The sequence below is a fragment of the Mucilaginibacter sp. 320_HR genome (assembly GCF_059691875.1).
This window is the reverse complement of record NZ_JCAWAI010000008.1, coordinates 1-25,351: the sequence shown is the minus strand read 5'-3', so window position 1 is coordinate 25,351 and position 25,351 is coordinate 1. Positions and strand designations below refer to the sequence as shown.

28 protein-coding genes are annotated in these 25,351 nt (G+C 45.6%); 24 read left to right on the top strand and 4 right to left on the bottom strand.

The features are described 5' to 3' along the window. The first annotated feature begins 102 nt into the window (after positions 1 to 102). The 3 genes from AC59GT_RS20390 to AC59GT_RS20380 are packed head-to-tail and all read left to right on the top strand — an operon-like array spanning position 103 to position 1,207. A complete protein-coding gene (locus tag AC59GT_RS20390; RefSeq protein WP_497239375.1) occupies positions 103 to 786 on the top strand; it encodes a hypothetical protein in 684 nt (227 codons plus the stop codon). After that, positions 780 to 1,085, top strand: a complete 306-nt coding sequence (locus AC59GT_RS20385; RefSeq protein ID WP_497239374.1) for a peroxiredoxin family protein — start codon at positions 780 to 782, stop codon at positions 1,083 to 1,085. The genes AC59GT_RS20390 and AC59GT_RS20385 overlap by 7 nt, the downstream gene beginning before the upstream one ends. Further along, complete coding sequence (locus AC59GT_RS20380; RefSeq protein ID WP_497239373.1) at positions 1,073 to 1,207, top strand: hypothetical protein; 135 nt, start codon at positions 1,073 to 1,075, stop codon at positions 1,205 to 1,207. Before AC59GT_RS20385 ends, AC59GT_RS20380 begins: the two co-directional genes overlap by 13 nt. 202 nt (positions 1,208 to 1,409) lie before the next feature. Here the strand turns inward: AC59GT_RS20380 and AC59GT_RS20375 are convergent, their stop codons facing one another. Continuing rightward, the gene (locus AC59GT_RS20375; protein ID WP_497239372.1) at positions 1,410 to 2,396 is read right to left on the bottom strand and encodes a hypothetical protein; all 987 of its coding nucleotides are present in this window, start codon (positions 2,394 to 2,396) and stop codon (positions 1,410 to 1,412) included. A 59-nt stretch (positions 2,397 to 2,455) separates the two neighbouring features. Between AC59GT_RS20375 and AC59GT_RS20370 the strand changes: the two genes are divergently transcribed. The 16 genes from AC59GT_RS20370 (at position 2,456) to AC59GT_RS20295 (ending at position 16,152) form a co-directional block, all read left to right on the top strand. Then, positions 2,456 to 3,031, top strand: coding sequence for a TlpA family protein disulfide reductase (locus AC59GT_RS20370; protein ID WP_497239371.1), 576 nt, complete (start codon positions 2,456 to 2,458; stop codon positions 3,029 to 3,031). A gap of 66 nt (positions 3,032 to 3,097) precedes the next feature. Continuing rightward, positions 3,098 to 3,484: a transmembrane 220 family protein gene (locus AC59GT_RS20365; protein WP_497239370.1), complete on the top strand. Its 387-nt coding sequence runs from the start codon at positions 3,098 to 3,100 to the stop codon at positions 3,482 to 3,484. Positions 3,485 to 3,492: 8 nt separating this feature from the next. Further along, entirely contained in the window at positions 3,493 to 4,479 is a 987-nt protein-coding gene (locus tag AC59GT_RS20360; RefSeq protein WP_497239369.1) for an aldo/keto reductase, read from the top strand. A 103-nt stretch (positions 4,480 to 4,582) separates the two neighbouring features. Then, positions 4,583 to 4,936 carry a YciI family protein gene (locus AC59GT_RS20355; RefSeq protein WP_497239368.1) on the top strand — a complete coding sequence of 118 codons (354 nt, stop codon included), beginning with the start codon at positions 4,583 to 4,585 and terminating at the stop codon, positions 4,934 to 4,936. A 49-nt stretch (positions 4,937 to 4,985) separates the two neighbouring features. After that, complete coding sequence (locus AC59GT_RS20350; RefSeq protein ID WP_497239367.1) at positions 4,986 to 6,212, top strand: RNA polymerase sigma factor; 1,227 nt, start codon at positions 4,986 to 4,988, stop codon at positions 6,210 to 6,212. A gap of 57 nt (positions 6,213 to 6,269) precedes the next feature. Further along, positions 6,270 to 7,028 (top strand): DUF72 domain-containing protein, encoded by a 759-nt coding sequence (locus tag AC59GT_RS20345; protein WP_497239366.1) that lies wholly within the window; start codon positions 6,270 to 6,272, stop codon positions 7,026 to 7,028. Between the two features lie 38 nt (positions 7,029 to 7,066). Continuing rightward, entirely contained in the window at positions 7,067 to 7,516 is a 450-nt protein-coding gene (locus AC59GT_RS20340) for a hypothetical protein (RefSeq protein WP_497239365.1), read from the top strand. A gap of 109 nt (positions 7,517 to 7,625) precedes the next feature. Next, positions 7,626 to 8,342, top strand: a complete 717-nt coding sequence (locus AC59GT_RS20335) for a DUF4890 domain-containing protein (protein ID WP_497239364.1) — start codon at positions 7,626 to 7,628, stop codon at positions 8,340 to 8,342. A 130-nt stretch (positions 8,343 to 8,472) separates the two neighbouring features. Beyond that, positions 8,473 to 9,267: a HipA family kinase gene (locus AC59GT_RS20330; RefSeq protein ID WP_497239363.1), complete on the top strand. Its 795-nt coding sequence runs from the start codon at positions 8,473 to 8,475 to the stop codon at positions 9,265 to 9,267. After that, positions 9,245 to 9,628 carry a DUF3037 domain-containing protein gene (locus AC59GT_RS20325; RefSeq protein ID WP_497239362.1) on the top strand — a complete coding sequence of 128 codons (384 nt, stop codon included), beginning with the start codon at positions 9,245 to 9,247 and terminating at the stop codon, positions 9,626 to 9,628. Before AC59GT_RS20330 ends, AC59GT_RS20325 begins: the two co-directional genes overlap by 23 nt. Before the next feature lie 44 nt (positions 9,629 to 9,672). Further along, positions 9,673 to 10,155, top strand: coding sequence for a lipocalin-like domain-containing protein (locus AC59GT_RS20320; RefSeq protein ID WP_497239361.1), 483 nt, complete (start codon positions 9,673 to 9,675; stop codon positions 10,153 to 10,155). Between the two features lie 8 nt (positions 10,156 to 10,163). Further along, complete coding sequence (locus AC59GT_RS20315; protein ID WP_497239360.1) at positions 10,164 to 11,006, top strand: ThuA domain-containing protein; 843 nt, start codon at positions 10,164 to 10,166, stop codon at positions 11,004 to 11,006. Positions 11,007 to 11,237: 231 nt separating this feature from the next. Continuing rightward, the gene (locus tag AC59GT_RS20310) at positions 11,238 to 12,695 is read left to right on the top strand and encodes a glycoside hydrolase family 30 protein (protein ID WP_497239359.1); all 1,458 of its coding nucleotides are present in this window, start codon (positions 11,238 to 11,240) and stop codon (positions 12,693 to 12,695) included. A gap of 105 nt (positions 12,696 to 12,800) precedes the next feature. Then, the gene (locus AC59GT_RS20305; protein ID WP_497239358.1) at positions 12,801 to 14,552 is read left to right on the top strand and encodes a family 43 glycosylhydrolase; all 1,752 of its coding nucleotides are present in this window, start codon (positions 12,801 to 12,803) and stop codon (positions 14,550 to 14,552) included. A 75-nt stretch (positions 14,553 to 14,627) separates the two neighbouring features. Then, on the top strand, positions 14,628 to 15,128 hold the full coding sequence (locus AC59GT_RS20300) for a hypothetical protein (protein WP_497239357.1): 501 nt from the start codon (positions 14,628 to 14,630) through the stop codon (positions 15,126 to 15,128). A gap of 46 nt (positions 15,129 to 15,174) precedes the next feature. Beyond that, positions 15,175 to 16,152, top strand: coding sequence for an acetyl-CoA carboxylase carboxyltransferase subunit alpha (locus tag AC59GT_RS20295; RefSeq protein ID WP_497239356.1), 978 nt, complete (start codon positions 15,175 to 15,177; stop codon positions 16,150 to 16,152). 120 nt (positions 16,153 to 16,272) lie between these two features. Here the strand turns inward: AC59GT_RS20295 and AC59GT_RS20290 are convergent, their stop codons facing one another. Next, a complete protein-coding gene (locus AC59GT_RS20290) occupies positions 16,273 to 18,072 on the bottom strand; it encodes a sensor histidine kinase (RefSeq protein WP_497239355.1) in 1,800 nt (599 codons plus the stop codon). Positions 18,073 to 18,301: 229 nt separating this feature from the next. On the opposite strand from AC59GT_RS20290, the gene AC59GT_RS20285 reads away from it, so the two are divergent. The 3 genes from AC59GT_RS20285 to AC59GT_RS20275 all read left to right on the top strand — a co-directional run bounded on the left by AC59GT_RS20285 (position 18,302) and on the right by AC59GT_RS20275 (position 21,605). After that, on the top strand, positions 18,302 to 19,465 hold the full coding sequence (locus AC59GT_RS20285; protein ID WP_497239354.1) for a hypothetical protein: 1,164 nt from the start codon (positions 18,302 to 18,304) through the stop codon (positions 19,463 to 19,465). Positions 19,466 to 19,708: 243 nt separating this feature from the next. Beyond that, positions 19,709 to 20,683, top strand: a complete 975-nt coding sequence (locus AC59GT_RS20280) for an NADP-dependent oxidoreductase (protein ID WP_497239353.1) — start codon at positions 19,709 to 19,711, stop codon at positions 20,681 to 20,683. A 4-nt stretch (positions 20,684 to 20,687) separates the two neighbouring features. Beyond that, on the top strand, positions 20,688 to 21,605 hold the full coding sequence (locus AC59GT_RS20275; RefSeq protein ID WP_497239352.1) for a helix-turn-helix domain-containing protein: 918 nt from the start codon (positions 20,688 to 20,690) through the stop codon (positions 21,603 to 21,605). Positions 21,606 to 21,681: 76 nt separating this feature from the next. On the opposite strand, the gene AC59GT_RS20270 is transcribed toward AC59GT_RS20275, so the two are convergent. Next, the gene (locus tag AC59GT_RS20270; protein WP_497239351.1) at positions 21,682 to 22,350 is read right to left on the bottom strand and encodes a basic secretory protein-like protein; all 669 of its coding nucleotides are present in this window, start codon (positions 22,348 to 22,350) and stop codon (positions 21,682 to 21,684) included. A 72-nt stretch (positions 22,351 to 22,422) separates the two neighbouring features. On the opposite strand from AC59GT_RS20270, the gene ftcD reads away from it, so the two are divergent. Together ftcD and AC59GT_RS20260 are read left to right on the top strand one after the other, a co-directional pair. Further along, on the top strand, positions 22,423 to 23,436 hold the full coding sequence (ftcD, locus tag AC59GT_RS20265; RefSeq protein WP_497239350.1) for a glutamate formimidoyltransferase: 1,014 nt from the start codon (positions 22,423 to 22,425) through the stop codon (positions 23,434 to 23,436). A gap of 68 nt (positions 23,437 to 23,504) precedes the next feature. After that, entirely contained in the window at positions 23,505 to 24,083 is a 579-nt protein-coding gene (locus tag AC59GT_RS20260; RefSeq protein WP_497239349.1) for a DUF4142 domain-containing protein, read from the top strand. A 332-nt stretch (positions 24,084 to 24,415) separates the two neighbouring features. Here the strand turns inward: AC59GT_RS20260 and AC59GT_RS20255 are convergent. After that, positions 24,416 to 25,351: PIG-L family deacetylase (locus AC59GT_RS20255; RefSeq protein WP_497239348.1), on the bottom strand; the 936-nt coding region annotated here is incomplete at its 5' end.

Here is a 25,351-nt window from a genome sequence, read left to right as displayed (position 1 = left end):
TTTGAAGGGATGTGGATTTGATTAACTTGCAACTAAATGCGGTCCTTAATGATTTACACCGTTAAAAGTTACTTTAAATGGTTGTGTAGCTGTTTGCTCGTCTTGTTCAATCTGCCTGCAAATGCACAGCTGGCTTACGTACAAAAGTCGATTGACAAACTCGAGCAGTTTAATAATTTTACCTACCGGCACATTTACAAACAAAAGGAATACACCAGTGATACCCTGGTGATTTATCATAAAGATATTTTTCAGAAAGCACCACAAGACACAGCCTTTGGCTATCTGTTTAGCCTCGAAACGCTGATGGCGCCAAATAAATTTCCCCGCACAGAATCATACAACGGGAAAAATATCATTAGTGTTTACCCGGGTGACAGCACGTATTACTACGAAAAAGTTCAGTCGTCATTTATCAACCAGTCGTTAATTGGCCGTCTTTATTGGATCAAAAGTTTTTCAGAAAAGAAGCCAGATCATATAGCCAAAGTTGCTGATACAACCGTTAGGGGGCTTGTTAATTACCACTTTGTACTTAACCTCCGCGACACCATTATTAACAAAGAGCATTACTATACCAGGATGCACCTATTGATTGATAAGCTAACAGGCTTACCGGCTTGTATATTGGCTAAATCGAGATATGAAAGCAATACCGGCGGTCCTACAAACTATTATTCAGAAACGCGCTACGTCGACTATAAGATTAACCAGGGCAACATTAACCTTGCTGCCATTGATGTTCCTAAAGGTATCATCTACCCAAAGAACGCCCTGCTTTGTTAACGGCAGGGACTGTTGCCCCCGAGTGTACTTTGTATGCGACCAATGATAAAAAAGTATCCCTCTCGCAGTTAAAGGGTAAGGTGGTATTAATGGACTTCTATTTTATTGGATGCCATAACTGTATGGATGCACTAAAGCCACTTAATAGCCTTTATAAAAAATACAAAGACCAAAACTTTGTGATAGCAAGCATAACCGGGAGAGATGGTAAGAAAGCTGTTCTGGAATTTGATAAAAAGAACAATATTAAATACCCAAGTTTGTTAATGCGGCCGACGTTGTTAAGTTGTACCATGTAGAGGCCTTCCCGACCTTTTACTTTATTGACAAAGCAGGAAAAATTGCGGAAGTAAAACTTGGGTACGACGATAATTTCGAAAAAGAAGCAACGCTGGTAATCGATTCCCTGCTGAAGAAGTAAACTTTTAGGGGTTTTATCATGGCGTGTATACGTGCCCCGTTTGTAGCTTAAAAAGTGTAACACTGTCGAAAAAACTGTATCATGGTTCTAAAAACTGTAACACGAATTTTCGTTAAAAAGCTGGTGTATAGTTAATTAACTGTTTTTCATCCTAGAAAAGTGTAACAGGTGTAACACACTGTCGTGTTACAGTTGCGTGGCGTTACCAGTGCTTGTCGGCCATTTCTCTCCTGTCTACGTTCTCGGTAGTATTAGGCGACTTGTTATAAGCCAGGTAGTATACGTAACGGTTGTTCTTGTTAAGGCCGGGCATTAGCTTATCAATAGCCTTGCGTACCTGCATGTTCTCGTAGCTGATGCCGGCAGTATCTTTAAACGGTATATGCGAAAGGTAGCTGATAATGGGAAAGCTGCCCTCGCTGGTAGATTTGTTATAAAACCCAATGATCCTGGGCTTGGTACTCACCTCTTCAACTATCAACGGGAACTTGTATTGCTTGTTGGCGTCATCAGCAACCTGCCGGTAAAACTCCTTTATTTCTGCATCGTTTTTGTATTGCCAGATCTCGCTGGGGCTTAATGCGGTAACCGCCAGGGTAGCCTGGTGTAAAGCATCCACGGTATAGTGATTTTGATAGCTTTTTTTAGCCTGTGTGTAAAGTTCCTGCGCGGTCTTGCCGTTAAACGTGAACTTGCCTATGCTAATTGAGGCCAGCTTCCAGCCGTAACTGTAGTTGGCAAACGTGGCGGTTATCATCTCCTGATCGGGTTGTTTTTTGTTGACTGGAGTAAACATAGCAATGTACATTTCCTCCGCATCCGCCAGGAAGATGAGTTTATGCGGATTAGTCTTGTCGGCAGCGGTTATGGTATCGTACCCTATGTATTTGTTTATGGTATAGTACTCCTCAAAGCGGGTAAAGCTATCTATTACCATGCGGTGGCCTATATTGCCTGCAAGCGCGTAAAAGTTTCCGGTCTCCAGCAGTTCTTTTGAAATAACGTCTTCCAGGCTTTTGTGGTCCCCTTTTTTCATCATCGCGAAAACCTTATCGTTAAGCTCTTGAAGGTCCTCGCGCTTGCCTGATTTTATCTGGTCGTTTTTCCAGGCGCCAACATCCGGACTGCAGCCCTGTAAAAATAGAAGGAGGATTGCGGATAGGAAAAGATAAGGGGAAAGGGTTTTCATGGGTACGAATATAACTGCCCAAGCATTATACAACAACCTTATTTAACTAATTTTGAAAGATGAACAAGCGGTGGTTATCAAAGGGCAATATCTGGAACGCATTGTTAATAATAGCACTGCTGGTGCTGGTATTCGTGCCGGCTGCAAAAGCATTACTGATACGCGGCTTAATGGGAGTGGGGCTCTTTAACCCGGATGTCAATACAGCTGAAAATACAAAGGCTCCTGCTGCTCCGGAAATGATCTTCATCGACCGTAACGATAAAGCCATCAGTCTCTCCCAGTTAAGAGGTAAAGTGGTGGTACTGAACTTTTGGGCAACCTGGTGCCCGCCATGCCTCGCCGAGATGCCGTCGTTAAATGGCTTGCAGGAACAGTTTAAGGGAAACAACAACGTGAGCTTTATAATGGTCGATGCAGATGGTGAACTCCCCAAATCAGCTAAGTTTATGTGTGATAAAGGCTATCAACTATCCGTTTACAGGATGGATGATATGCCGGGTACTGTATTTGCCGGCTCGTTACCTACAACGGTTATCATCAACAAGCAAGGCAAGATAGTGTTCCGGCATGAAGGCACAGCTAACTACAACAGCGACGACATGGTTGGTTTAATTAAGAAATTGTCTCAATAATAATCAATTGATCTAGGCTGTTATCATTTCAATTTCTCAAATTAGGGCGTTATAATCAGCCCTGAAATGAAAGTCTTTAATATTATCTTTTGCGTTCTTTTTATCTTATTTGCCGCGCTGCAATACAACGACCCGGACCCGTATGTATGGGTACCCATCTACCTGTATAGCGCTGGATTATGCTACCTCGCATCAAAAAAACAGTTTTATCCCAAAGCTTACCTTTTTGGCATAATTGTTTATGCTTTATATGCGGCTTACCTGTTTTTTGATAAGACCGGTGTAATGGACTGGATAGACGAGCATCATCACGAAAGCATGGTGCAAACCATGAAGGCAGAAAAACCATGGATAGAAGAATCACGGGAGTTTTTTGGATTGGTGATATTGATTGTTGTGATAGCTATAAACTGGGTTTATTCAAAACGTGTGGCAAGGCCGGCAGATAAATAAAACCAATTATGAAATACAGGACCTTAGGGAATACATCAGAACAACTTTCGGCTGTTGGCCTTGGCTGCATGGGTATGAGCCACGCCTACGGCGAGCCGAATGACGAGGAATCAATAGCGACACTTAATCTGGCGCTGGAACTAGGCGTAAACTTTTGGGATACCGCCGATGTTTACGGCAGCGGCGAGAACGAAAAACTAATCTCCCAGGTATTAAAGCCTAATCGCAACAAGATTTTTCTGGCAACAAAATTCGGTTTCAGAGCGGATGCCAGTGGCAAGCTTTCGACTTTCGATGGTTCGCCTGCTTATATTAAAACTGCCATTGAAGCGAGCTTAAAGCGCTTGCAAACGGATGTAATAGACCTGTACTACGCCCACCGAATTGACCCTAACGTACCTGTTGAAGAAATGGTAGGCGCCATGGCCGATCTGGTAAAAGAAGGGAAGGTGCGCTACATAGGCTTGTCGGAAGCATCGGCTAATAGTATCAGGCGGGCGCAGGCAGTACATCCCATTGCTGCCCTGCAGAGCGAGTACTCCTTACTAACCCGTGATGTACAGAGTGAGATACTGCCGCTGTGTAAAGAACTGAATATCTCTTTTGTGCCGTTCAGCCCTCTGGCACGAGGCCTGATTACCAACACCCTGAATCTTGATGATTTAAAAGAAGGAGACTTCCGTAAGACATTGCCGCGTTATCAGCAGGAGCATGCCGACAATAACACGCGCCTGGCGCAGGGCTTTGCGGAAATAGCGCAAGAAGTAGGGTGTACTCCCGCGCAGCTGGCTATTGCATGGGTACTTAGCCAGGGCGAAAACATTATCCCGATACCTGGCACCAAGAAGCGTAAGTACCTTAAAGAAAACGCCGGCAGTGCCGATGTACAGCTAACGCCGGAAAACCTGGTGGAAATTGAATCGCTGCTGAAGAAATATCCGAATATTGGCGACCGGTACAACGAAGGTAACTGGAAGTTTGTCGACAGGAACTAACAATGCAGCTTGATGCAAAATTTTAGTCCTGGTGTCCAATCCGGGCAACCTCACTTGTTATTGGAGTATAAATATCAAACAGTAACAATTAATTTAAAGCAAAATGAACGAGTATGTTTTAATTATGAGGCATGAGGACGGATCAAAGATTGCCTCGCCCGAGCAAATGGAAATTTGGATGAAACAAACTATGGACTGGATAGGCGGTATAGCAGCCCAGAACAAGTTTGTTGGCGGTACCGGTTTACCCTTTGACGATGCCAGAGTGGTAAGCAGTAACGGAGTGGTAACCAACGGCGCTTTTGGAGACATTAAGGAAACCATTGGTGGCTTTATTACCGTACGTGCCGACTCGGTTGAAGAAGCGGTGGAGTTTGCAAAGGGCTGCCCGGTATTACAAGGGCCCGGCAACACCATGGAGGTGCGCCGGATAGCTAAGAATGATGGTGCACACTAACCATCCTTTAGCGGCCAATGGAAACATTGGCCGCTAACATTAATACGCCATGGAGCAAACCCAGCTAATACCGCACCTTTTCCGGACCGAGTTCCGTAAAATAACTGCGGTGCTTTGCAAGTCGTTCGGGATGGAGAATATTACCGTCGCAGAGGATATAGCAAGTGACACCTTCCTTTCGGCAATGGAGGTATGGCCTTACAAAGGAGTGCCCCCTAATCCTGCTGCCTGGCTTTATACAGTTGCCCGTAACAAGGCCAGGAATATGCTTGCGAGAAATAAAGTATTTGCTGACAAGATTTCGCACGAATTAAGCTCAGATAGCGCTTCAGAAATATTTGAGATAGACCTTAGTCTCCAAAACATTGCGGACAGCCAGCTTCAAATGTTGTTTGCTATCTGCCACCCTACCTTAAGTGTAGAAGCGCAGATTGCCCTCGCATTGCGTATACTTTGCGGCTTTGGTATTGATGAAATAGCCACCGCATTTATAAGCAACAAAGACACCATCAATAAACGGCTGTATCGCGCAAAGGAGAAACTTAGAGTAAACCAGGTAGCAATAGAGTTTCCACTGCAAGCAGAGATTTCTAAGCGACTTCCTGCGGTACTTACAACCATTTACCTGCTGTTTAATGAGGGTTATTATTCTGAGAGCAATAACCTGGTGTTGCGAAAAGACCTTTGCTATGAAGCCATGCGGCTGGCAGAGATGCTGCTGGCTTACCCGCCTGCTAACTTACCACAGGTACACGCTTTGTTAGCATTAATGTACTTTCACGCGTCGCGCTTTGAGGCGCGGCTCGGTACAACAGGCGAGCTAGTTTTGTACGAAGATCAGGATGAAACACTATGGGACAAGCAGCTGATAAGTGAAGGCGCGCGGCATCTGCACATGGCATCAACAGGAGCACAGCTGTCCAGGTATCATTTAGAAGCCGGTATAGCTTACTGGCATACCATTAAAGAAGACACGGTTGCCAAATGGGAGAATATCCTGCATCTTTTTAACCAGTTGCTAGCTTTAGAGTATTCGCCGGTGGCTGCGCTTAACCGCACTTATGCCCTGGCTAAAGTTCGGGGTAATGAAGCGGCAATAGCTGCCGCCGAGCGGCTGCAGCTTAACGATAATCCATTTTATTTTGCTTTACTGGGAGAGTTATACAGAGATGTAGATACTGTACTATCGCGCCAAAACTTCACGTTGGCACTGGGCCTGGCTAAAACGGATGCTGACAGGCTGCAATTAAACAGGAAGCTCTCCCTGCTGCTGTAATGCTTAATAGGCAAGCTAGTGATGCAAACAAAACGCTTGTGCAGGCATTTCTTAAACATGGATAATAAAGGCAACTATTTCTCGGGCACCAGTAACCTTGTGCTGCCTGTACGCAATAAGGAAGCTTATCCTCCGGAATACCGCGATAAAAGCCGCCTCACGTTTTATGGATCATTGTTTACCAGCCTGGAGGTGAACAGCTGCTTTTACAGGCTGCCCATGCATCGTACGGTAATCAAATGGGCAGGCGAGGTACCCGAAGGCTTCCGGTTCACATATAAGCTTTGGAAAGGCATTACCCACAATAAAGGACTGGAGTATAATACTGATGATGTGCATCGATTCTTGAGTGTTATTGGTGGCGCTAATGAAAAGAAGGGTTGCTTGCTGGTGCAGTTCCCCGCAAGTATTACCAGCGCTTACAAACTGCAAATGGAGCGACTGCTGCAGGATGTACACCACGCAAATTTAGATATAGGCTGGGACGTGGCCGTAGAGTTTCGCAGTAAAACATGGTACACCGAACCTGTGTTTGATCTGCTGCAGCAGCTTGGCATGGCCGCGGTATTGCATGACATGTCCGCCTCTGCAACGCCGCTGCAGGAGCAGGAAGCTGACTTTGTTTACCTGCGTTTTCATGGTCCCGAAGGTGGTTACCGCGGCAGCTACACCGATCAGTTTTTGTACGAGTATGCGCAATATATTAACGAGTGGCTGGAGGATGACAAGCGCGTATACGTTTATTTCAATAACACCATGGGCGATGCCGTGCAAAATCTGATGACCTTAAATAGCTATGTTAACGGCGAAGAATAGCCCCCGTGTTTGTACCTTAGCAGCTTAAACATACAATAATGAACTTTAGCGTTACTAAATACCTGCTCATTATAATGCTTGCCGGGTCACTAGCCGGCTGCGGCGATAAGAACAAAGGCTTAACCGATAATGTTGCGGCTGTAAAAGGCGACAGCACAGTAGCCGTTGGGCACGTAGACCCTAACGCGGGTAAGCTGCTTGGCGTGTGGCACGATGCAACTATCCATACCGAAAAAGGCGAACAAATTGCCTATGAGTTGGTGACCAAGGATGATAAGTACTACATGCAGGTAATTACGTTTACAGCTACCAACCTTACGGTTAACGATGCTCCGCCTATATCTCCGTCAGCATCTGAATTAAAAAAAGATGGTGCCAGATACACTGCTATTGACGACCCGAGTCAGGCTTACGAGGTAGACAAAGCGGGCGACCTGTTGATTTACAACGGCGCCGAAATTGTTACCAAATGCAGTAAGCTACTATAGCGCGCTGTATCCTTATTCGTAATATCACCGTTACATAGCTTCTTTGCGTTTATCTTGGTTAAACCCAGGCGAGGTAGTATCGTCTATCCTAACAAATAAACAAAAGAAAATGAAAAAGATACTATTGATGATAACCCTTGTGCTTGGCCTGAATGTTTTAGCCCATGCACAAACCAAAGCACACCGCACCCCTGAACAAAGAGCAGAGCGTTTAACAAAAATGCTCTCTGCCAAACTTAACCTGAGTGCCGATCAGTCAACCAAAGTAAAGGCGATTTTTTTGGCACGTGCTACACAGTTGCAAACTATAAAAGCGGATACGGTCGATAAAAAGGCACATCGTGCACGGGTTAAAAATGTGTTGGCCAATACCGACAAAGAATTATCGGCGGTATTCAATACCAGCCAGAAAGAAGAGTACACCAAACTTAAAGCTGATATTAAAAGCAAGTTTGGTAAACGAGGACACTTTGGTAAAGGCGATGTAGCCCGTAACGGCAAACGTTTCCATAAGAACCCTGAGCAGCGTGCAGAACGTATGACCGGTATGCTGCAAAAGAAACTGAACCTAAACGCCGATCAATCTGCCAAAGTAAAGGCTATCTTTTTATCACGTGCAGCTCATGTAGACAGTTTAAGGTCTGCTCAGCCTGCGGATAAGAAGTTTGATCGTGGCGCCTTTAAAGAAATGAAGCAGAAAACTGATAAAGAGATAAGCGCAGTATTAACTGCCGATCAGCAAAAAGCTTACGAGCAGCTTAAAGCACAAAGGAAAGAACATCATAAAAATCGCAAAGATGTGATGGCTCCTGCCGAAGGCAAATAAGGTATTTTAGCCGCTACTATAACAATTTAAATGAATGGGCACCCTGTAAAAGGGTGCCCATTTTTTACTAAGTACCAGATAAAAAATATATCGTTACAAAGTATAACATTATATTAGTGCACTCAAACCTATGGGCATTATACTTCCGCAACTACGTACCGTTAACGTTACCCGTTATGTAACACCGCTGCGCGAGGGAGGCTCGCTGCCTGCCATTGCCGAAGCTGACGACGATTTTCTGTATGTTCTTAAATTCAGAGGAGCAGGGCAGGGGCTAAAGGCGCTTATTGCAGAACTGATTGGCGGCGAGATCGCCCGGGTTTTAGGGTTCCGTATTCCTGAACTGGTATTTGTAAACTTAGATGAGGCTTTTGGCCGAACCGAACCCGACGAGGAAATCCAGGATCTGTTAAAATTTAGCGTGGGCTTAAACCTGGCGCTGCATTATCTTTCCGGGGCAATTACATTCGATCCTACGGTAACTTACGTGGAGACCAAGCTGGCATCGCAAATTGTGTGGCTGGATGCATTACTCACCAATGTAGACCGCACGCCGCGCAATACCAATATGCTGATGTGGCACAAGGAACTTTGGCTGATTGACCATGGTGCCGCGTTGTATTTCCATCACAGTATGGAGAAGTGGGAAGAGCAGGCGCTTCGTCCTTTTGTTCAGATCAAAGACCATGTGCTGATCCGCCGCGCTGCAGATCTGGAAGAGGTAGACAATGAATTTAAAGCCATCCTTACGCCCGAACAAATAAACGCTATTGTAGCTATTATTCCTGATGAATGGCTGGACGACCGGTCGTTTGAAACAGCCGATGAACAGCGACAGGTTTACGCCAAGTTCCTGAACACCCGGATTGCCAACTCTAATATTTTTGTAACCGAAGCACAACATGCAAGATCGCAGCTTATTTGAGTACGCCGTTATACGCGTAGTGCCCAGGGTAGAGCGCGAGGAGTTTATGAACGTGGGTGTGATACTGTATTGCAGCAAGCACAAGTATTTAAAGATGCTGTACAAGCTGGATGCAGATCGTTTGCTGGCCTTTTCTAAAGATGCTGATGTTGAAGTGATTGAACAAAACCTTTCGTCGTTTAAACGCATCTGCGATGGAGATAAGGATGGCGGGCCTATTGCCGAACTGGATGCGCCGTCCCGTTTCAGGTGGTTAACCGCAACACGCAGTACCGTAGTGCAAACCTCTAAAGTTCACCCCGGCTTTTGTAAAGATAGCGATAATGAATTGCAGAAGCTGTTCGATCAGCTGGTTAATTAAGGTCTCACTATAATCAATATAACTAAATCTCAAATCTCTCAAACATGAAATCCAAATTTCTGCTTATTCCGCTGGTGTTATTAGCCGCCTGTAAAGAACCCGCTAAAGAAACAACCTCAACCAATGCCGGTAGCGATTCATCTGCTGTTGCGCCTATCCAGGGTACATGGAAACTCATTTCCGCTACAAAGGTAACAAAGGGTGATACCCTGGTAACCTATCCTGAAAAAGGCCACAATGATGAAATGATTAAAGTTGTGAATGGTGATCATTTTGCCTTTTTTAAACATGATCTTAAGGATGGCAGCAAACCTACTTTTGATTCTGGTGCCGGTACGTACAGCTTAAGCGGTGATAAATACACCGAGAACCTGCAATACTGCAACTACCGCGAGTGGGAAGGTCATTCGTTTGATTTCAAGGTAAGCTTTAAAGGTGACACCCTGGTGCAAAAAGGTATAGAAAAGATAGACAGCCTTAAAATAAATCAGGAGATAGTAGAGACCTACGTCAAGATCAAGAAGTAATAATTACCATGAATAAGTTTAAATTGAAGCTCTTAACGGTAGCTTTGTTATGTCTGTGCGTTAATATCGTGTTTTCACAAACCAAGACGAGGTTCAATGTGATAGCCTTTTATACAGCTAAAAGCGATCAGGCACACATCAGCTTTGTGCATGAGGCTAATAAGTGGTTCCCTCAAATGGCTAAAAAGCTGAACTTCGGTTACGACTCTACCAACAACTGGAGTAACCTGAACGAAAAGTTTTTAAAAAAATACCAGGTGATCGTATTTCTGGATACCCGCCCGGAAGATCCAGCGCAAAGGGCCGCCTTTAAAAAGTATATGGATAATGGCGGCGGCTGGATGGGTTTTCACTTTTCGGCATTTGCCCTCACCCCTTCAGACTTTAACCAGGACTGGGATTGGTACCATAACGAGTTCCTGGGCAGCGGGCAGTACGGCAGCAACACCTGGCGGCCAACATCGGCTTTCCTTAGGGTAGAAGATCGCAAACACCCCGCGACTAAGAACATGCCCGAACTTTTTAAGGCGTCGCCAAACGAGTGGTACCGGTGGGAAAAGGACCTGCGTAAGAACCCCGACATCAGGATACTTGCTTCTATAGATTCCAGCAGCTTCCCGTTGGGTACCGGCCCTAAACAGCACGAAATCTGGCACAGCGGTTACTACCCGGTTGTTTGGACCAATGTCAACTACAAGATGATCTATTTTAACATGGGGCATAATGACATTGATTACGAAGGAAAAACCAACAAAGATCTTTCGCACACGCTCAATAACACCGATGAGGACAAACTGATATTGGATGCCCTGCAATGGTTGGGCACTGGTAAGCGTGTCAGCAACAAATAATTACACGAGGTTAAAGCGCATTGTTAATTGCAGTCAGCTAGTTGGAAAGTATTCCAAACTAGCTGACAGGCAGCACAATCATGCATGTATAGTTTGGTATTAAACCGTATCACTAAGCTTTCAAAACCTTAAAAGACAGTTAGTTGGTGTTGATTTTACTTGTTTGTTATGCGCAAACTTTAATAGATTTGGCTGCTTTATAAACAAAATGGGTAATCCCACAGACCAATAATGAAAAAAGGAATTTTAATAGCCGGAATGATATGCATTTCGGTATCCGTATTTGGGCAGGCTACCAAGCTTAAAATGCTCTACTCAGCAGCAAATAAAACCGTAAAGGTATTCGTTACTGAAAAAGGGTCAGACAAGCGTCTTGCACCGGCTTCTGCACTTACATTCAGCAACAGTCCGCAACCGCCGGAAACAGAAACAGTAATTTTTGTAGATCCTGCAAAAACTTTCCAAACCATGATAGGGATTGGCGGAGCGCTTACAGATGCATCGGCAGAAACCTTTTACAAACTGCCAAAGGATAAGCAAAAGGAATTCCTGGCTGCCTACTATGACAAGAACATAGGCATAGGTTATTCTTTCGGCCGTACCAGCATCATGAGTACCGACTTTAGCACCGACAGCTACAGCTACATAAAAGAAGGCGATGCCGCGCTGAAAACGTTCGACATCAGCCACGATAAGAAATACCGCATTCCTTTTATAAAGGAGATCACGGCTGCGGCAGGTGGTAAACTAACCATGTTTGTATCACCATGGAGCCCGCCGGCTTTTATGAAAACCAATAATAGCGTGCTGCACGGCGGTAAGCTTAAAAAAGAGTTTGACCAAAGCTGGGCTAACTTCTACGTAAAGTTTATTAAAACTTACGAAGCGGCCGGTATCCCTATCTGGGGCCTCTCGGTGCAGAACGAGCCTATGGCTACCCAAACGTGGGAATCGTGCAACTACACTGCCGAAGAAGAACGCGACTTTGTTAAGAACTTCTTAGGTCCAACACTGGCTAAAGGTGGTTTGTCATCGAAAAAGTTAATAGTTTGGGACCACAACCGCGACCTGATGTACCAGCGCGCCAGCACTATACTGGAAGATCCTGCTGCCTCTAAATACATCTGGGGGATAGGCTTTCACTGGTATGAAACCTGGACCGGCGCGGGCCAGAACTTTGAGAACGTACGTTTAACACACGCTGCCTTCCCGGATAAGAACCTGGTGTTTACTGAAGGTTGCGTAGAGAAATTTGACTTTGACAAGTTAAAGGATTGGTCGCTAGGCGAGCGTTATGGTTTGTCAATGATCAACGACTTTAACGGTGGTACCGTAGCGTGGACAGACTGGAACGTGCTGCTGGACGAAAAAGGCGGACCAAACCACGTGGGCAACTTTTGCTTCGCACCGGTACATGCTGACACCCGCAATGGCGAACTGATTTACACAAACTCTTACTACTACATGGGGCATTTTAGCAAGTTTATTCGTCCGGGTGCAAAACGCGTTGCAGCATCTGCAAGCCGTGATAAACTGCTAACCACCGCTTACATGAATACCGATGGCAAACTGGCTGTTGTAGTAATGAACCGCACCGATGAGAAAATTGAATATAGCCTGTGGATAAAAGGCAAAGCCGCCAAAACTGTTGCCGAACCACATTCAATAGCAACGCTGGTGGTACAGTAACTTTATGCTAAGCCCATAAGTAACGCCCCGGTAAACGCCGGGGCGTTTTGCGTTTATAATCTGCCGAAGCTTATTACTTATATTTGCCTCACCAATTACACCACTATGAAACTTCGTGTTGCTTTTACTATACTGCTTGCGGCGTTGTGCTTTACTGCTACTGCACAAACAAAACGACTTACTTACTGCAATCCGCTTAATCTCGATTATGGCTATACCCCGTTTGAGAACTTTGCAGCATGGGGCAAGCACCGCGCCACCGCCGACCCCACCATGACATTGTTTAAAGGCAATTATTACCTTTTTAGCACCAACCAATTTGGCTACTGGTGGGGCCCTGATATGCTGCACTGGACGTTTGTGCCGCGTAAGTTTGTACGTCCGTACAATGAGGTCAAAGGCGATGAGCTTTGCGCCCCGGCAACGCTGGTAATTGGTGATACCCTGCTGGTGATAGGCTCCACCTATAATAAAGACTTCACATTATGGATGAGCACCGACCCTACGCACGACACCTGGAAAGCTGCTAAAGATTATTTCCAGGTAGGTGCCTGGGACCCCGGCATGTTTGCCGATGATGACGGCCGCGTGTACATTTATCACGGCAGCAGTAACACTTTGCCGCTGTACGGGCAGGAGATTGACCGCAAAACCTTTGAACCTCTTGGCCCTAAAAAGGAGATGATAAAGCTGGACTGGAAAGAGCACGGCTGGGAGCGCTTTGGCGAGAACAACGACAATGTATTCCTGACCGGCTTTATGGAAGGCAGCTGGATGAACAAACATAACGGCAAGTATTACCTGCAGTACGGTGCACCCGGCACAGAAGGTAAAGGTTATGGAGATGGCGTTTACGTAGGCGATAAACCACTTGGCCCGTTTAAGTATCAAAGCCATAACCCGTTCAGCTACAAACCCGGCGGCTTCGCAAAGGGTGCAGGCCACGGTGGAACCTGGGCAGATAAGTATGGCAATTACTGGCACATCAGCACCATGGTGGTAGATGTAAAAAACAACTTCGAGCGCAGGATAGGTTTTTGGCCGGCGGGATTCGATAAAGATGGAATCCTGTACACCAACACTGCTTACGGCGATTACCCGCACTACCTGTCGGCAGGTAAAGAGGATCACCTCAAAAGTAATTTTACCGGCTGGATGCTGCTGAACTACAATAAACCGGTGCAGGTATCGTCAACACTTGGCGCATACGTACCCAACTTGGCTGTTGATGAAGATATTAAAACCTATTGGAGTGCCAGAACGGCAAATAAAGGTGAGTGGATACAAACCGACCTTGGCGATATAAGCACTATACGTGCAATACAGCTAAACTACGCCGACCAGGATGCCACCTTTATGGGGAAATCACTGGGTGTTTACCATCAGTACATCATCACCTCGTCAACAGATGGAAAAACCTGGAAAACGCTTGTTGATAAAAGCAGGAACAAGACCGACGTCCCACATGATTATATCGAAGTTAAAACACCTGCAAAAGCTCGTTACCTGCGGCTAACCAACCTGCATATGCCTACCGGCAAGTTTGCTATATCAGGCTTTAGAGTGTTTGGCAAAGGTGCTGGTGTAGCGCCCGACACCGTTCGTAACCTTATCGTGCTGCGTGGCGATGCCGAGCGCCGTAACAGCTGGATACGCTGGAGGCAAACCGATGGTGCTGTTGGTTATACAATCTATATGGGCACCGCACCGGATAAACTGTACAACAACATTATGGTATACAACACCAACGAGTACTACTTTAACGGGATGGAAAAAAGCCAGCTATATTACTTCCAGATAGAAGCATTTAACGAGAATGGCGTAAGTAAACGGACGAAGGTAATAAAGGTGGAGTAGTATATTATCGTCATTGCGAGGAACGAAGCAATCTCATGAGATTATAAGTGCCCGGTAAGTAAAATTAAATAGTATATGAAGAAATTTATATCGGTTTTCTGTTTTCTGTTCATTGTTTCAAAGGCCTTCGCCCAAACGCCCGACAGCCTCCTAAAACCTTCGCCAGTAAAAATGTTTACGGATAGGCAGTACGCAAGCCTGATGAATGGCGAAGATATCTACAATATGTCTTCATCAGCGGAGCTTAACGGCTACCCGTCGGCGCAAAAAGCATTGAAGTATCAAAAAGATATTGATCTTACTGCCGTGCAGATTGCCGCGTTAAACAAGATCAATACCGAGCTCACCCGCAAGAAAATAGAAATGGGCAACTTTATGGTGACCAATGAAAAGAAACTCGACGCTTTATTCCGCTCCCGAAAAGTAAGCGATGGCGACCTTATTTTCTACACAAACCGTTACGGCTTATACATGGGCGAACTGCGCAACGCCATTTTGCAGGCCAGTTACAATACCAATAAACTATTAACAACTTTGCAGGTTAATAAGCTAAAAGCTTATAAAAATGATAATTGATAATAAGCCGTTTAGTTTTTTTAATTTAGCGCCTCATTAAATCAGTATGAAGATAACATTTGATTTTGAAAAACCCCTGGCAGAGCTACAGCAGCAGATAGAGAAGGTACAGCAGGTAGAAGAGAAGAACAAGCTGGATATGAGCGCTACCATCGCTGAGCTTCAGGCAAAACTGGAAACAGCTAAGAAAGAGATATACGGCAACCTTACCGGTTGGCAAAAAGTGCAGATCTCCCGCCATCCGGAGCGGCCTTACACATTGCAGTACCTGGAACTGATGTGTGATGACTTTATAGAACTGCACGGCGACCGTACCGTTGGCGATGATAAAGCCATTATAGGCGGCTTTGGAACCATGAACGGACAAACTGCAATGTTCATCGGGCACCAAAAAGGGCGCAATACCAAGGAGCGCCAATACCGCAATTTTGGCATGGCTAACCCCGAAGGTTACCGCAAGGCGCTGCGCCTGATGAAAATGGCCGAGAAATTTAACAAACCCGTTATTACCCTTATAGATACCCCCGGAGCTTTCCCCGGCCTGGAAGCAGAAGAACGCGGACAAGGCGAAGCAATTGCCCGTAACTTACTGGAGATGGCAGTGCTTAAAGTGCCGGTAATTTGCGTGGTTATTGGCGAAGGTGCATCAGGTGGTGCATTGGGTATTGGCATTGGCGATAAAGTATTGATGCTGGATAATTCCTGGTATTCTGTTATCTCCCCGGAGAACTGCTCTACCATCCTGTTCAAGACCTGGGAGCAAAAAGAGCGCGCTGCAGAAATGCTGAAGCTGACCAGTACAGAAATGCTGAAGAATAAGCTGATCGACGGTGTAATAAAAGAACCGCTTGGTGGCGCACATCAGGACCCTGTAGCTATGGCTGCGATACTCAAAAAGCAGTTGCTTAAAGATCTGAAGTCGCTTAAAGACCGCAATATAGAAGAGCTGGTTGCCGAACGTATAGACAAGTTCTGCAACATGGGCGTAGTGCTCGACGAACAAGCTCAAGCTTTAACGCTTTAATAACATACTAATACTATGCTTTGGCTATGCCGGAGGCGGTAAGCAAAACGGACGATATACCTAAAAGTATATAGTCCGTTTTTTGTTGCGGGTGCAAATTCCGGCGGATATGCTTTGCTTTTAAGCTTCCAGCTTGCGGGGGAGCTTAAAATGGAACGTTGTGCCTTGCTCCACTACGCTTTCAAACCATATGTTGCCGTTCAGGCGGTCTATTATTTCTTTGCAAACATATAGGCCGATCCCCAGGCCGGGGGCTTTGTAAACGTTATTCACCTGGTAAAATCTTTCGAAAATAAACGACTCCTGCTCTTTTGATATGCCCTTGCCAAAGTCCTGGATACACACGGAGAGGTATTCTTCATCACAGGCGAGCCTTATCAGTACTTTACTTTCACCCGGGGAATACTTTACAGCATTGTCTATCAGGTTGGTTATCAGCTGAACAATCCTGTTGCGGTCTGCAGATATCGTACAGTTTTGGTTTTCTACCAGCATCAGGGTATGCGTGGGGTATACCAACTGCAGGTCAGGAACCAGCTCTGCCATCAGTACGTTTACTTCGAAAATACTTTCTTTAAAGATCAGCTTGCCCGATTCAATCCTGGAGATGTCCAGCAGATCCTGCACAAGCGTGTCCAGCCGGTTAATTTGCACCCTCATGCGATTTAAAAAGTTAAGCCCTTGCGGATCATTCACCGCTTTTATTCGGCTTAACAGTTGCTCGTATCCCTTTATGGCTGCAATAGGTGTTTTTAATTCATGGCTTACGGTGCTTATAAAACCATCTTTTTGCATTTCCAGCTGCTTTTGACGGGTGATGTCGGTAACAGATCCTACAAAACCTATAAACCGGTTATCTGCAGTAAGCCGCGGCAACCCGGTAGCTGTTACCCAACGTACCGACCCATCGTTAAAAAGAATACGGTAATCCACCTCATAAGAGCTTCTGCTAACGTGTGCATTTTGGTAGGTGTTCCAAACGCGGGTACGGTCATCCGGATGAACTACCTGCAGCCAGCCCTCTCCAAGGTTTTCACCAACGCCGGCATTGCTCCACTCTATCCATTTTTGATTTACGTAAACAACATTGCCCGACTCGTCTGCCATCCAAAGCGCTGCGGGCGATGCCGATGTAATGGTTTGCAGCAGTGTTTCCGAATCTTCCTGTGCTTTTTGCAGTAGCTTCTGTTCGGTTACATCCATCATAGAGCCTAACATGCGCACGGCCTTGTCGTTCTTATAAATTACATAACCACGGTCAAGTGTCGAGGCGTAGATGCCGTCGCCGCGTAAAAAACGGTATTCGTCGCACCACTTTTCCTCACCATTGTCTATTGCCTGGTGTATGCCGTTCATAACCCTTTCGCGGTCTTCCGGATGTATACGGCTCACCCATGAATCTATATTGAGCTCAACTTCGTCTTTCTTGTGCCCAAAAAGGTCTAAAAAAGTTTGGTTCCACCAAAGTTCATTGGTTTGCAGGTTCCAGTCCCATACCGCGTCTTGCGTTGCTTTCGCAATCAGCTCAAAACGCTCCATTAGGAGGGTAATCTCTGTAACATCGTTTACAATCACTATCCGGGCATCATGGTTGTTAAACCTGGCAGGATAAGCAATGATTTTTACAGACCTTACTGTGCCATCTTTATAAACATGGCGAAAAACCTCTTCGTTCTCCAGCGGAGCAATCAACCCGTTAACGGTTTTCATAAGGGCAGGAATATCCTCTTCCGGTCGTATATCCTGAATAGTCATACTCAGGAATTCTTCGCGTGAGTATCCATAACGGTCAATAGCAATCTGGTTAACTTCTAAAAACCGGAGTGTTGCCCGGTCATAGTACCACATGGGGACCGGGTTATTGTAAAATACAACATCAAACAACGCTTCTTTATCCTGGGGGGCAACAATAGTATCCATGTAATCGGTCCTACACACTAGTACGGATTTAGGTACATAGATGTTTGAACAAATGTAGCGTTAATAAACATCAATTTGCTGTTCAACGCAGTAGTTGCTAAGCGGATACGGTTGTAAAAGGTTCAGGAGTGCGGTATTCATAATTGTGCTGAGCTACTACCGATGTAACTGCTACTCAACTGCCCTGTTTTATCTGTAACTTGGGTGCTTAAACATTAATCTTCATTTAATGAAGCATACGTTATTCATTCTGCTCGCGTTCGTTCCGTATTGCGCCTTCTGCCAAAAAAAGTTGCCGGTTATTAAAGCAAATACAAGCAAAGCCAAAATTTATCAGCAGGATGAGCTGGCATCAAATTGGAACCTAAATCCGCGAATTAAGCCCGACGTTTTCGTCGCCGCAAAGTTTATCAAAACCACAACGGTTAAGTTTAAAACGGACGTTGATTCTATCAGTTTTAAACTGCGGGAAGGCGAGCACCGGGATTTTATTGTGCTGCTGAATGGCAAGGATTCCTGCCTCACCAGGATAGAGAGCCCGGAAGTGAAAAACTTCAGCAAGCTGGCGGTAGAGATACACGACACCATACCTTTTCTGCTCAATAAGTTCAACACTAACCTGGTGCCACTGGTGTTTAACAATGCCGATACATTGATGCTGAACTTTGATACCGGCGCTACCGAAATATCGTTCACCAATGAAGCGCTTAAAGAAAAGATCAAGTCTAAACCCAAGCTCTACAGCACGAGCTATCCTGTTAAGATAGGCTCGCAAACGCTGAATACCAAAGTCTATGACACACAGCTGGCAGGCAACGAAGCGGACGGCCTGCTGGGATGGGACCTGTTCGACGGAATGATTGTAGAGCTTGACTATGATAATAACAAGATGATGCTGCACTCCCGCATGCCAGCGCCAGTTAAGCACGATCCAAAATACGCCCGGTTTAAAATACGCTATCTTAAGAACAAGCCTTTTATAGAAAGCGAGATCGGCCAGAGCGGGGCCAAAAGTAAAAACTGGTTCCTGTTTGACCTGGGTTACCAAAGGACCGTTATGCTGGATAACGATTTGCTTCACGAAGCAAGCTCTCCCACCGGGAAGATGGAAGTTATTAAGAAAGTGATTATGCACGGCACCAGGAATAACGAGGTGCCTGTTATTACAGCAAATCTGCAGACACTGATGATCGGCAAATTTGAACTCACAAACGTTCCCGCCCAAATAATAGAGCAGAACAAACCTTTAAGGGGCGTAAACATCCATATACTGGGTACCGACGTGCTGAAGAGGTTTAATACCGTGCTGGATTTTCAGCACAACATCATCTACTTAAAACCGAATCATCTATACAATACACCCTACGCAGATCAGAAGAAAAGCGGTGCATAAGTAAGTCTTTCGGCTTTGTGGAGTTGTTGCCAACAAACCTCTTGTGGCGTCACAACGGCATGAGAGCGCTTACGGTGTAGAGAGCTGGTGATAAAATCTATTGGTATTGGAGAACCTCAATAAGCAATTTACGCCGATGACGTGCGCTTTTTCGTATCCGTCATTTTGGCTTAACAAAAGCGATAATTAGCTAATTGACACCATAAACTTTGGGCAACCTTTGTTATCAAAATAAATATAATTATGAAAGCAATAAGAGTTTACGAATTTGGCGGACCTGAAGTATTGCAAATGGCAGAAGTAGAGCGCCCTACTCCCGCCGAAGACGAAATACTAATAAAGGTGTATGCCACAAGCGTCAATCCGGCCGACTATGTAATACGCCAGGGTGGTAACGAGGTCTTAAGATCATATCTGAAATTGCCGCTTGGACTGGGTTTGGATGTCGCAGGAATGGTGGAAGAAAAGGGAAGAGAAGTGACCGATTTTAATATAGGCGATAGAGTATATGGTGTCCCTAACTTTCCCGGTGATGGCAGCTATGCCGAGTATATAACTGCAAAGGCAAGCCAGTTTTCGTTGATGCCCGATAATATCACTTTTAACGAGGCCGGTGCTCTTCCATCCTGTGCACTTATCGCGTGGAACGGTATTAATGATTTGGGTAAGATAAAGCCAGGTCAGCGTGTGCTTATCCATGGTGCCGCAGGTGGTGTGGGTACCCTGGCGGTACAGTTTGCAAAAGCACTGGGTGGATATGTTTTAGGTACAGCATCTGCGTATAACATCGACTTTTTAAAGGAGCTAGGTGTCGATGAGGTAATTGACTACAATAACCAGCATTTTGAGGAGTTACTAAGCGATGTAGATTTGGTCTTTAACGCTTCGCCGGTGCGTGATCATAACATCAGAATGAGATCGGTTGACGTAATAAAAGAAGGCGGCATATTCGTGTGTACTCATCTGGATGTGCCATTTCCGGAAGAATTTATTACGGCACTTGCAAAAAAACACGCTACCGCAACTTTGGTTGGCGGAGGCAATGTAATTACCTATACGTCTTCGCTACAAAGCGCTACCACGCTTGTTAACCAAGGTAAAGTGAAAGCAATAGTAAGTAAAGTTTATCCGCTTGAGCGGGTAGCCGAAGCGCATCGTGAAAGCGAGACAAAACACGTAAGGGGTAAAATTGTATTGCAGGTAAGAAAAGAAGAGTAATAAAATGAGACGTTTTCAAACTATCACCGAATTTTTGCAGTCCAGGCAATTGCCCGGACCAGCGCATCCATTAATTTGCGCTCTTAAGGTGGATTCTGTTGATAGTTTGAATTTACCTGGTCCTGCATCATGGTGCTATAATTTTTATTGCATAGCACTAAAAAGGGTTGCCAATGCGCAAGAGGTCAAACTCCGATACGGGCAGCAGATATACGATCATGATGATGGTATCATGTCTTTTATAGCGCCAAATCAGGTACTGAGCCTTTTTGTTGATAAAAACGCTGTAGAATTAAAACAGTTAGGGTGGATACTGCTTATCCATCCTGATTTTTTGTGGAATACGCCTTTAGCAAAAACCATAAAGCAATTTGATTTCTGGGACTATTCTGTAAGCGAGGCTTTATTTGTGTCTGAGAAAGAAGAAAGTTTGATGCTGGATATCATGCAGAATATCCGGCACGAATGCCAAGCCAATATTGACAGCTTCACTAAAGGGATTATTCTTTCATATGTGCAAACGTTGCTTAATTATGCCGACCGGTTTTATCACCGGCAATTTATTACCCGGGAGAAAGCTAATCATCAGGTGCTCGCGCGTTTAGAGGAACTGTTGAACAATTATTTGTATGGGCAAAACTTAATCTTAAACGGGCTGCCTACCGTTAAACAAGTTGCAGAAGGCCTTAATTTATCACCCAAATACTTAAGCGGTTTGCTTAAGGTACTTACGGGGCAAAACACACAGCAGCACATCCACCAAAAGCTCATTGAAAGGGCCAAGGAGCAGTTATCAACCACAGATTTAACCGTAAGTGAAATTGCCTATGCACTGGGATTTGAGCATCTGCAGTCATTTAGTAAACTGTTCAAAACTAAAACGGACTTGTCACCAATAGAATTTAGAAGGGCTTTTAAGTAGCACAGCACTCGTTAGCTTTTATGTTTTCATAAGCGGCCTTAGTTGAGAAAGGCCGCTTATGGCATTAGGGGGCAAATTACAAAGCAGGGTTTGCGGCGTATGCTTTCCAAAGCTCGTCAACGCTTTTTCCGGTAAGCTGCGCCCAAATACCATCGGTATAAGTGTGCTTACGCATTACATCATCAAGCTTTTTAACGGTGCCTTTCTTTACTTTAGTTTCTATCCACACCAAAAAACGTGCGGTTACACGGTAGGCATTATCATAATTTTGGGTAGGTTTAAAATCGGGCAGCCGCCATTTAGCAGCTTCGTTAGCTACGCCATGTTCATTACGTACGTAGTCGGCAATACCCTCTGTTAGCCAGCCCGGGCCGTTGCTGTCGCCGTAATCCTGTACAATGTGCATTACTTCGTGCGTAACCACATCAATATCATGCGGGTGTCTGGTCATGTATTCAGGGCTGAAAACCACCCTGCCATTATCTGTTGCGGCAACGCCGTGGTAAGCGGTATCAATAAAAAAATGTACAGTAGTAAGGCTCTTCTTGTTGTATTCTTTAACAATATCAGGATATACCTTAAAGAAGGTATTGATCAGTTCCTGGCGAATAGCTTTGTCGAAATTTGCATCATTGCCGTCAACAATCAGGGTGTATTTGCCTTGCTTTAAAGTATCTGGCGCGGCCGCGAATGATGCCGTTGCTGCAAGTACCGTAACTAGTAGGGAGAGTAGGGTCTTTTTCATGGGGCTAAAATAAGTTTTATTGCAAAATATGCTTCGCAAACGTTCCTTTGTGACATAAATGATACTGAAAAGATGCCCTTAATAGAATGTGTGCCCAATTTTAGCGAAGGTGTAAGTGTCGCGGTCATAGAACAGATAGCAGCCGCCATCCGCTCAGTGCCGGGCGTAAAGCTGCTGCATATAGATAGTGGCGAAGCAGCAAATCGTACGGTTATAACTTTTGCAGGCGAACCTGAACCGGTAACAGAAGCCGCGTTCCTGGCTATAAAAACTGCCGGTGAACTGATTGACATGAGCCGCCAAAAAGGCGAGCACCCGCGCATGGGTGCAACAGATGTTTGTCCGCTGGTACCATTAAGTGGTATTACCACAGAAGAAGTTGCTGTTTATGCTGAGCAGTTAGCTAAACGCGTGGGAGAGGAGCTGGGCATACCGGTATACTTGTACGAGCATTCGCAGGCTGATAAGAAGCGAAGCAATTTATCCGTGATCCGTTCGGGAGAGTATGAAGGGTTTTTCACCAAGATAAAACAACCCGGCTGGGCGCCCGATTTTGGCTCCGCAGAAATGGACGCCAAACGCGGTGCAACGGTAATAGGCGCGCGCAACCTGCTTATTGCCTACAATGTAAACCTGAATACCACATCGGTCCCTATAGCTTCGGCCATTGCTGCTGAAGTGCGGGAATCCGGCAAAAAGATAAAGATGCCCGATGGGAGCGATCAATACCAACCGGGAGCCCTGAAAAAGGTGAAGGCAATAGGTTGGTATATTGCCGAATTTGAAAAAGCTCAGGTTTCTATGAACCTTACAGATATCACTGTTGCGCCTATACACCTGGTGTTTGAAGAGGTACGCAAAGCCGCTATAAGGCATGGCGTACAGGTAACCGGCAGCGAATTGATCGGCCTGATACCGCTGCAGGTTATGCTGGATGCGGGAAGGTATTTTGCAGATAAGCAACATAATGCCGGAGAACAAACCGAAACGGAACTTATTAGCATTGCGACACAAGCGATGGGGTTGGACGAGCTTGCTCCGTTTGATGCACAGAAAAAGATTATTGAATATTTACTGAAAGCGTGATGACTGCGAACTATGCCGGTCATGGCATAATTATTGGTTAAAAAAGTTACATTAAAACTCATTTACCAATGAAAAACGCATTCAAATTACTAATAGCTGCTGCCGTAATGACGACAGCTTTTTCATGCGGCCACCGTGCCGAAGACGCGAGCAGTACCGAGATAGCTGCCGACAGCAATAAAAAAGAACTGGAAGCTAAAGACTCTACAGAACTGAAGTCGGACGCTGAATTTGCGGTGAAAGCTGCCAACGGCGGTCTACTGGAAGTTCAATTAGGGAAACTGGCGGCAACTAAAGCTACAACTGCCGAAGCTAAGCAGTTTGCAGAGATGATGGTGACCGACCACACCAAAGCCAACCAGGAGTTGATGGCACTGGCGGGTACAAAAACCATAACCTTGCCGGCTGTATTGGATGCTTCCGCGCAAAAGGATTATGACGACCTGGCTAAGACCGACAAAAAGGATTTTGACAAAGCCTACATCGACTACATGGTAAAAGACCATAAAGAAGATGTGGATGAATTTAAGAAGGAAGCACAGGATGGTAAAGATGCCGAACTGAAAGCATTTGCCGCCAAAACAACACCGATACTGGAGCACCATTTACAAATGGCGCAGAAAGCAGCTGATGCTTTAAAGAAATAAAAAAAGGCGCTTAGGCGCCTTTTTTTATTTAAACAAACCGTGTGGTTTTTGCAGGTTTTGGCTATGCAGAAATCGTTGCTGTGATGATACAGTAAGTGCGGTATTTTGCCTGGTGAAACTGTAACACCGCGTTACAGCGATGAAACAGGCCAATGCTGCCAAATAGCTGTGATATAGCGAGTTGCTAAAATGGCCTTTTTAGCCAAACTGTATCATGGTTCCAAAACTGTAACACAGGTTTTTGTTAAAGCTATGTATTACAGCTTCTTAACTGTTTTAAGCCCCGAAAAAGTGTAACAGGTGTAACACGCGCGCGTGTTACACCTGTAGTGTTAGAACTTATACCTGACGAAGGCTTCCATGGCGGCGTACTCGGCCATGCCCAGCCTGTCGTAGTTCTGCGCGGTCTCGCGGTTGCGGTCCTCGGCACGTACCCAGAACTCGCGCTCGTCGTCTCCCGGGAACACCGGCCTGTCCTTCTGTGACTGGTGCTTGAAGATGGCGTTCCGCTTGCGGATCACCTCTGCAGGGGATAACGGTACGGCCATTTCTATCTCGTGTGTGGCAAACTCGTGCCATGCACCGCGGTACAGCCACAGCCAGCAGTCTTTTACCCAGTCCTCCGTTTCTTTCAGCTTGTTCAGCGCGGCAAGAATGATATTGAAGCATACCAGGTGGGTACCGTTAGGGTCGGCAAAGTCGCCCGCTGCAAATACCTGGTGGGGTTTTATCTTTTGTAAAAGCTCTATGGTGAGGCGTACGTCCTCTTCACCTACAGCGTTCTTCTTGGTCTTGCCGGTCTCGTAGAATGGCAGTGCCTGGAAGTGAATGTTGCTGTCGGGCAGGCCGGCGAACCTCGCACCGGAGATGGCTTCCGTCTTACGGATAAAGCCTTTTACGTTGCGGATCTCCTGCGTGTCGATCTGGTTAGGCAGCTTGCTGCCCATGAACTGGCGCATTTCCTCATAGGTGGCTTTCATGGCAGTGGTATCTTCCCCTACGCTTTGCTTAAAGTCTATGGCGAACTCTACAAAGCGCAATACGTCATCATCCCATACGGCGGTGTTGCCGGAGGTCTGGTAGGCGACGTGTACATCATGCCCCTGGTCTACCAGACGGATAAAGGTACCACCCATGGAGATGACATCATCATCCGGGTGGGGAGAGAACACGATGGAACGTTTTCTTGCAGGTTCTGCGCGTTCCGGCCTTTGGCTGTCGTCCGCACCGGGCTTTCCGCCCGGCCAGCCGGTGATGGTATGCTGCAC

What these genes read in the sequence shown, in the direction of transcription:
- AC59GT_RS20350 (WP_497239367.1), top strand. Translation starts at nt 4,986, where the DNA reads ATGGAGCAAACCCAGCTAATACCGCACCTTTTCCGGACCGAGTTCCGT.
- AC59GT_RS20325 (WP_497239362.1), top strand. Translation starts at nt 9,245, where the DNA reads ATGCAAGATCGCAGCTTATTTGAGTACGCCGTTATACGCGTAGTGCCC.
- AC59GT_RS20355 (WP_497239368.1), top strand. Translation starts at nt 4,583, where the DNA reads ATGAACGAGTATGTTTTAATTATGAGGCATGAGGACGGATCAAAGATT.
- AC59GT_RS20365 (WP_497239370.1), top strand. Translation starts at nt 3,098, where the DNA reads ATGAAAGTCTTTAATATTATCTTTTGCGTTCTTTTTATCTTATTTGCC.
- AC59GT_RS20275 (WP_497239352.1), top strand. Translation starts at nt 20,688, where the DNA reads ATGAGACGTTTTCAAACTATCACCGAATTTTTGCAGTCCAGGCAATTG.
- AC59GT_RS20305 (WP_497239358.1), top strand. Translation starts at nt 12,801, where the DNA reads ATGAAACTTCGTGTTGCTTTTACTATACTGCTTGCGGCGTTGTGCTTT.
- AC59GT_RS20260 (WP_497239349.1), top strand. Translation starts at nt 23,505, where the DNA reads ATGAAAAACGCATTCAAATTACTAATAGCTGCTGCCGTAATGACGACA.
- AC59GT_RS20290 (WP_497239355.1), bottom strand. Translation starts at nt 18,072, where the DNA reads ATGGATACTATTGTTGCCCCCCAGGATAAAGAAGCGTTGTTTGATGTT.
- AC59GT_RS20310 (WP_497239359.1), top strand. Translation starts at nt 11,238, where the DNA reads ATGAAAAAAGGAATTTTAATAGCCGGAATGATATGCATTTCGGTATCC.
- AC59GT_RS20300 (WP_497239357.1), top strand. Translation starts at nt 14,628, where the DNA reads ATGAAGAAATTTATATCGGTTTTCTGTTTTCTGTTCATTGTTTCAAAG.
- AC59GT_RS20295 (WP_497239356.1), top strand. Translation starts at nt 15,175, where the DNA reads ATGAAGATAACATTTGATTTTGAAAAACCCCTGGCAGAGCTACAGCAG.
- AC59GT_RS20360 (WP_497239369.1), top strand. Translation starts at nt 3,493, where the DNA reads ATGAAATACAGGACCTTAGGGAATACATCAGAACAACTTTCGGCTGTT.
- AC59GT_RS20330 (WP_497239363.1), top strand. Translation starts at nt 8,473, where the DNA reads ATGGGCATTATACTTCCGCAACTACGTACCGTTAACGTTACCCGTTAT.
- AC59GT_RS20340 (WP_497239365.1), top strand. Translation starts at nt 7,067, where the DNA reads ATGAACTTTAGCGTTACTAAATACCTGCTCATTATAATGCTTGCCGGG.
- ftcD (WP_497239350.1), top strand. Translation starts at nt 22,423, where the DNA reads ATGCCCTTAATAGAATGTGTGCCCAATTTTAGCGAAGGTGTAAGTGTC.
- AC59GT_RS20375 (WP_497239372.1), bottom strand. Translation starts at nt 2,396, where the DNA reads ATGAAAACCCTTTCCCCTTATCTTTTCCTATCCGCAATCCTCCTTCTA.
- AC59GT_RS20335 (WP_497239364.1), top strand. Translation starts at nt 7,626, where the DNA reads ATGAAAAAGATACTATTGATGATAACCCTTGTGCTTGGCCTGAATGTT.
- AC59GT_RS20280 (WP_497239353.1), top strand. Translation starts at nt 19,709, where the DNA reads ATGAAAGCAATAAGAGTTTACGAATTTGGCGGACCTGAAGTATTGCAA.
- AC59GT_RS20315 (WP_497239360.1), top strand. Translation starts at nt 10,164, where the DNA reads ATGAATAAGTTTAAATTGAAGCTCTTAACGGTAGCTTTGTTATGTCTG.
- AC59GT_RS20285 (WP_497239354.1), top strand. Translation starts at nt 18,302, where the DNA reads ATGAAGCATACGTTATTCATTCTGCTCGCGTTCGTTCCGTATTGCGCC.
- AC59GT_RS20270 (WP_497239351.1), bottom strand. Translation starts at nt 22,350, where the DNA reads ATGAAAAAGACCCTACTCTCCCTACTAGTTACGGTACTTGCAGCAACG.
- AC59GT_RS20345 (WP_497239366.1), top strand. Translation starts at nt 6,270, where the DNA reads ATGGATAATAAAGGCAACTATTTCTCGGGCACCAGTAACCTTGTGCTG.
- AC59GT_RS20320 (WP_497239361.1), top strand. Translation starts at nt 9,673, where the DNA reads ATGAAATCCAAATTTCTGCTTATTCCGCTGGTGTTATTAGCCGCCTGT.
- AC59GT_RS20370 (WP_497239371.1), top strand. Translation starts at nt 2,456, where the DNA reads ATGAACAAGCGGTGGTTATCAAAGGGCAATATCTGGAACGCATTGTTA.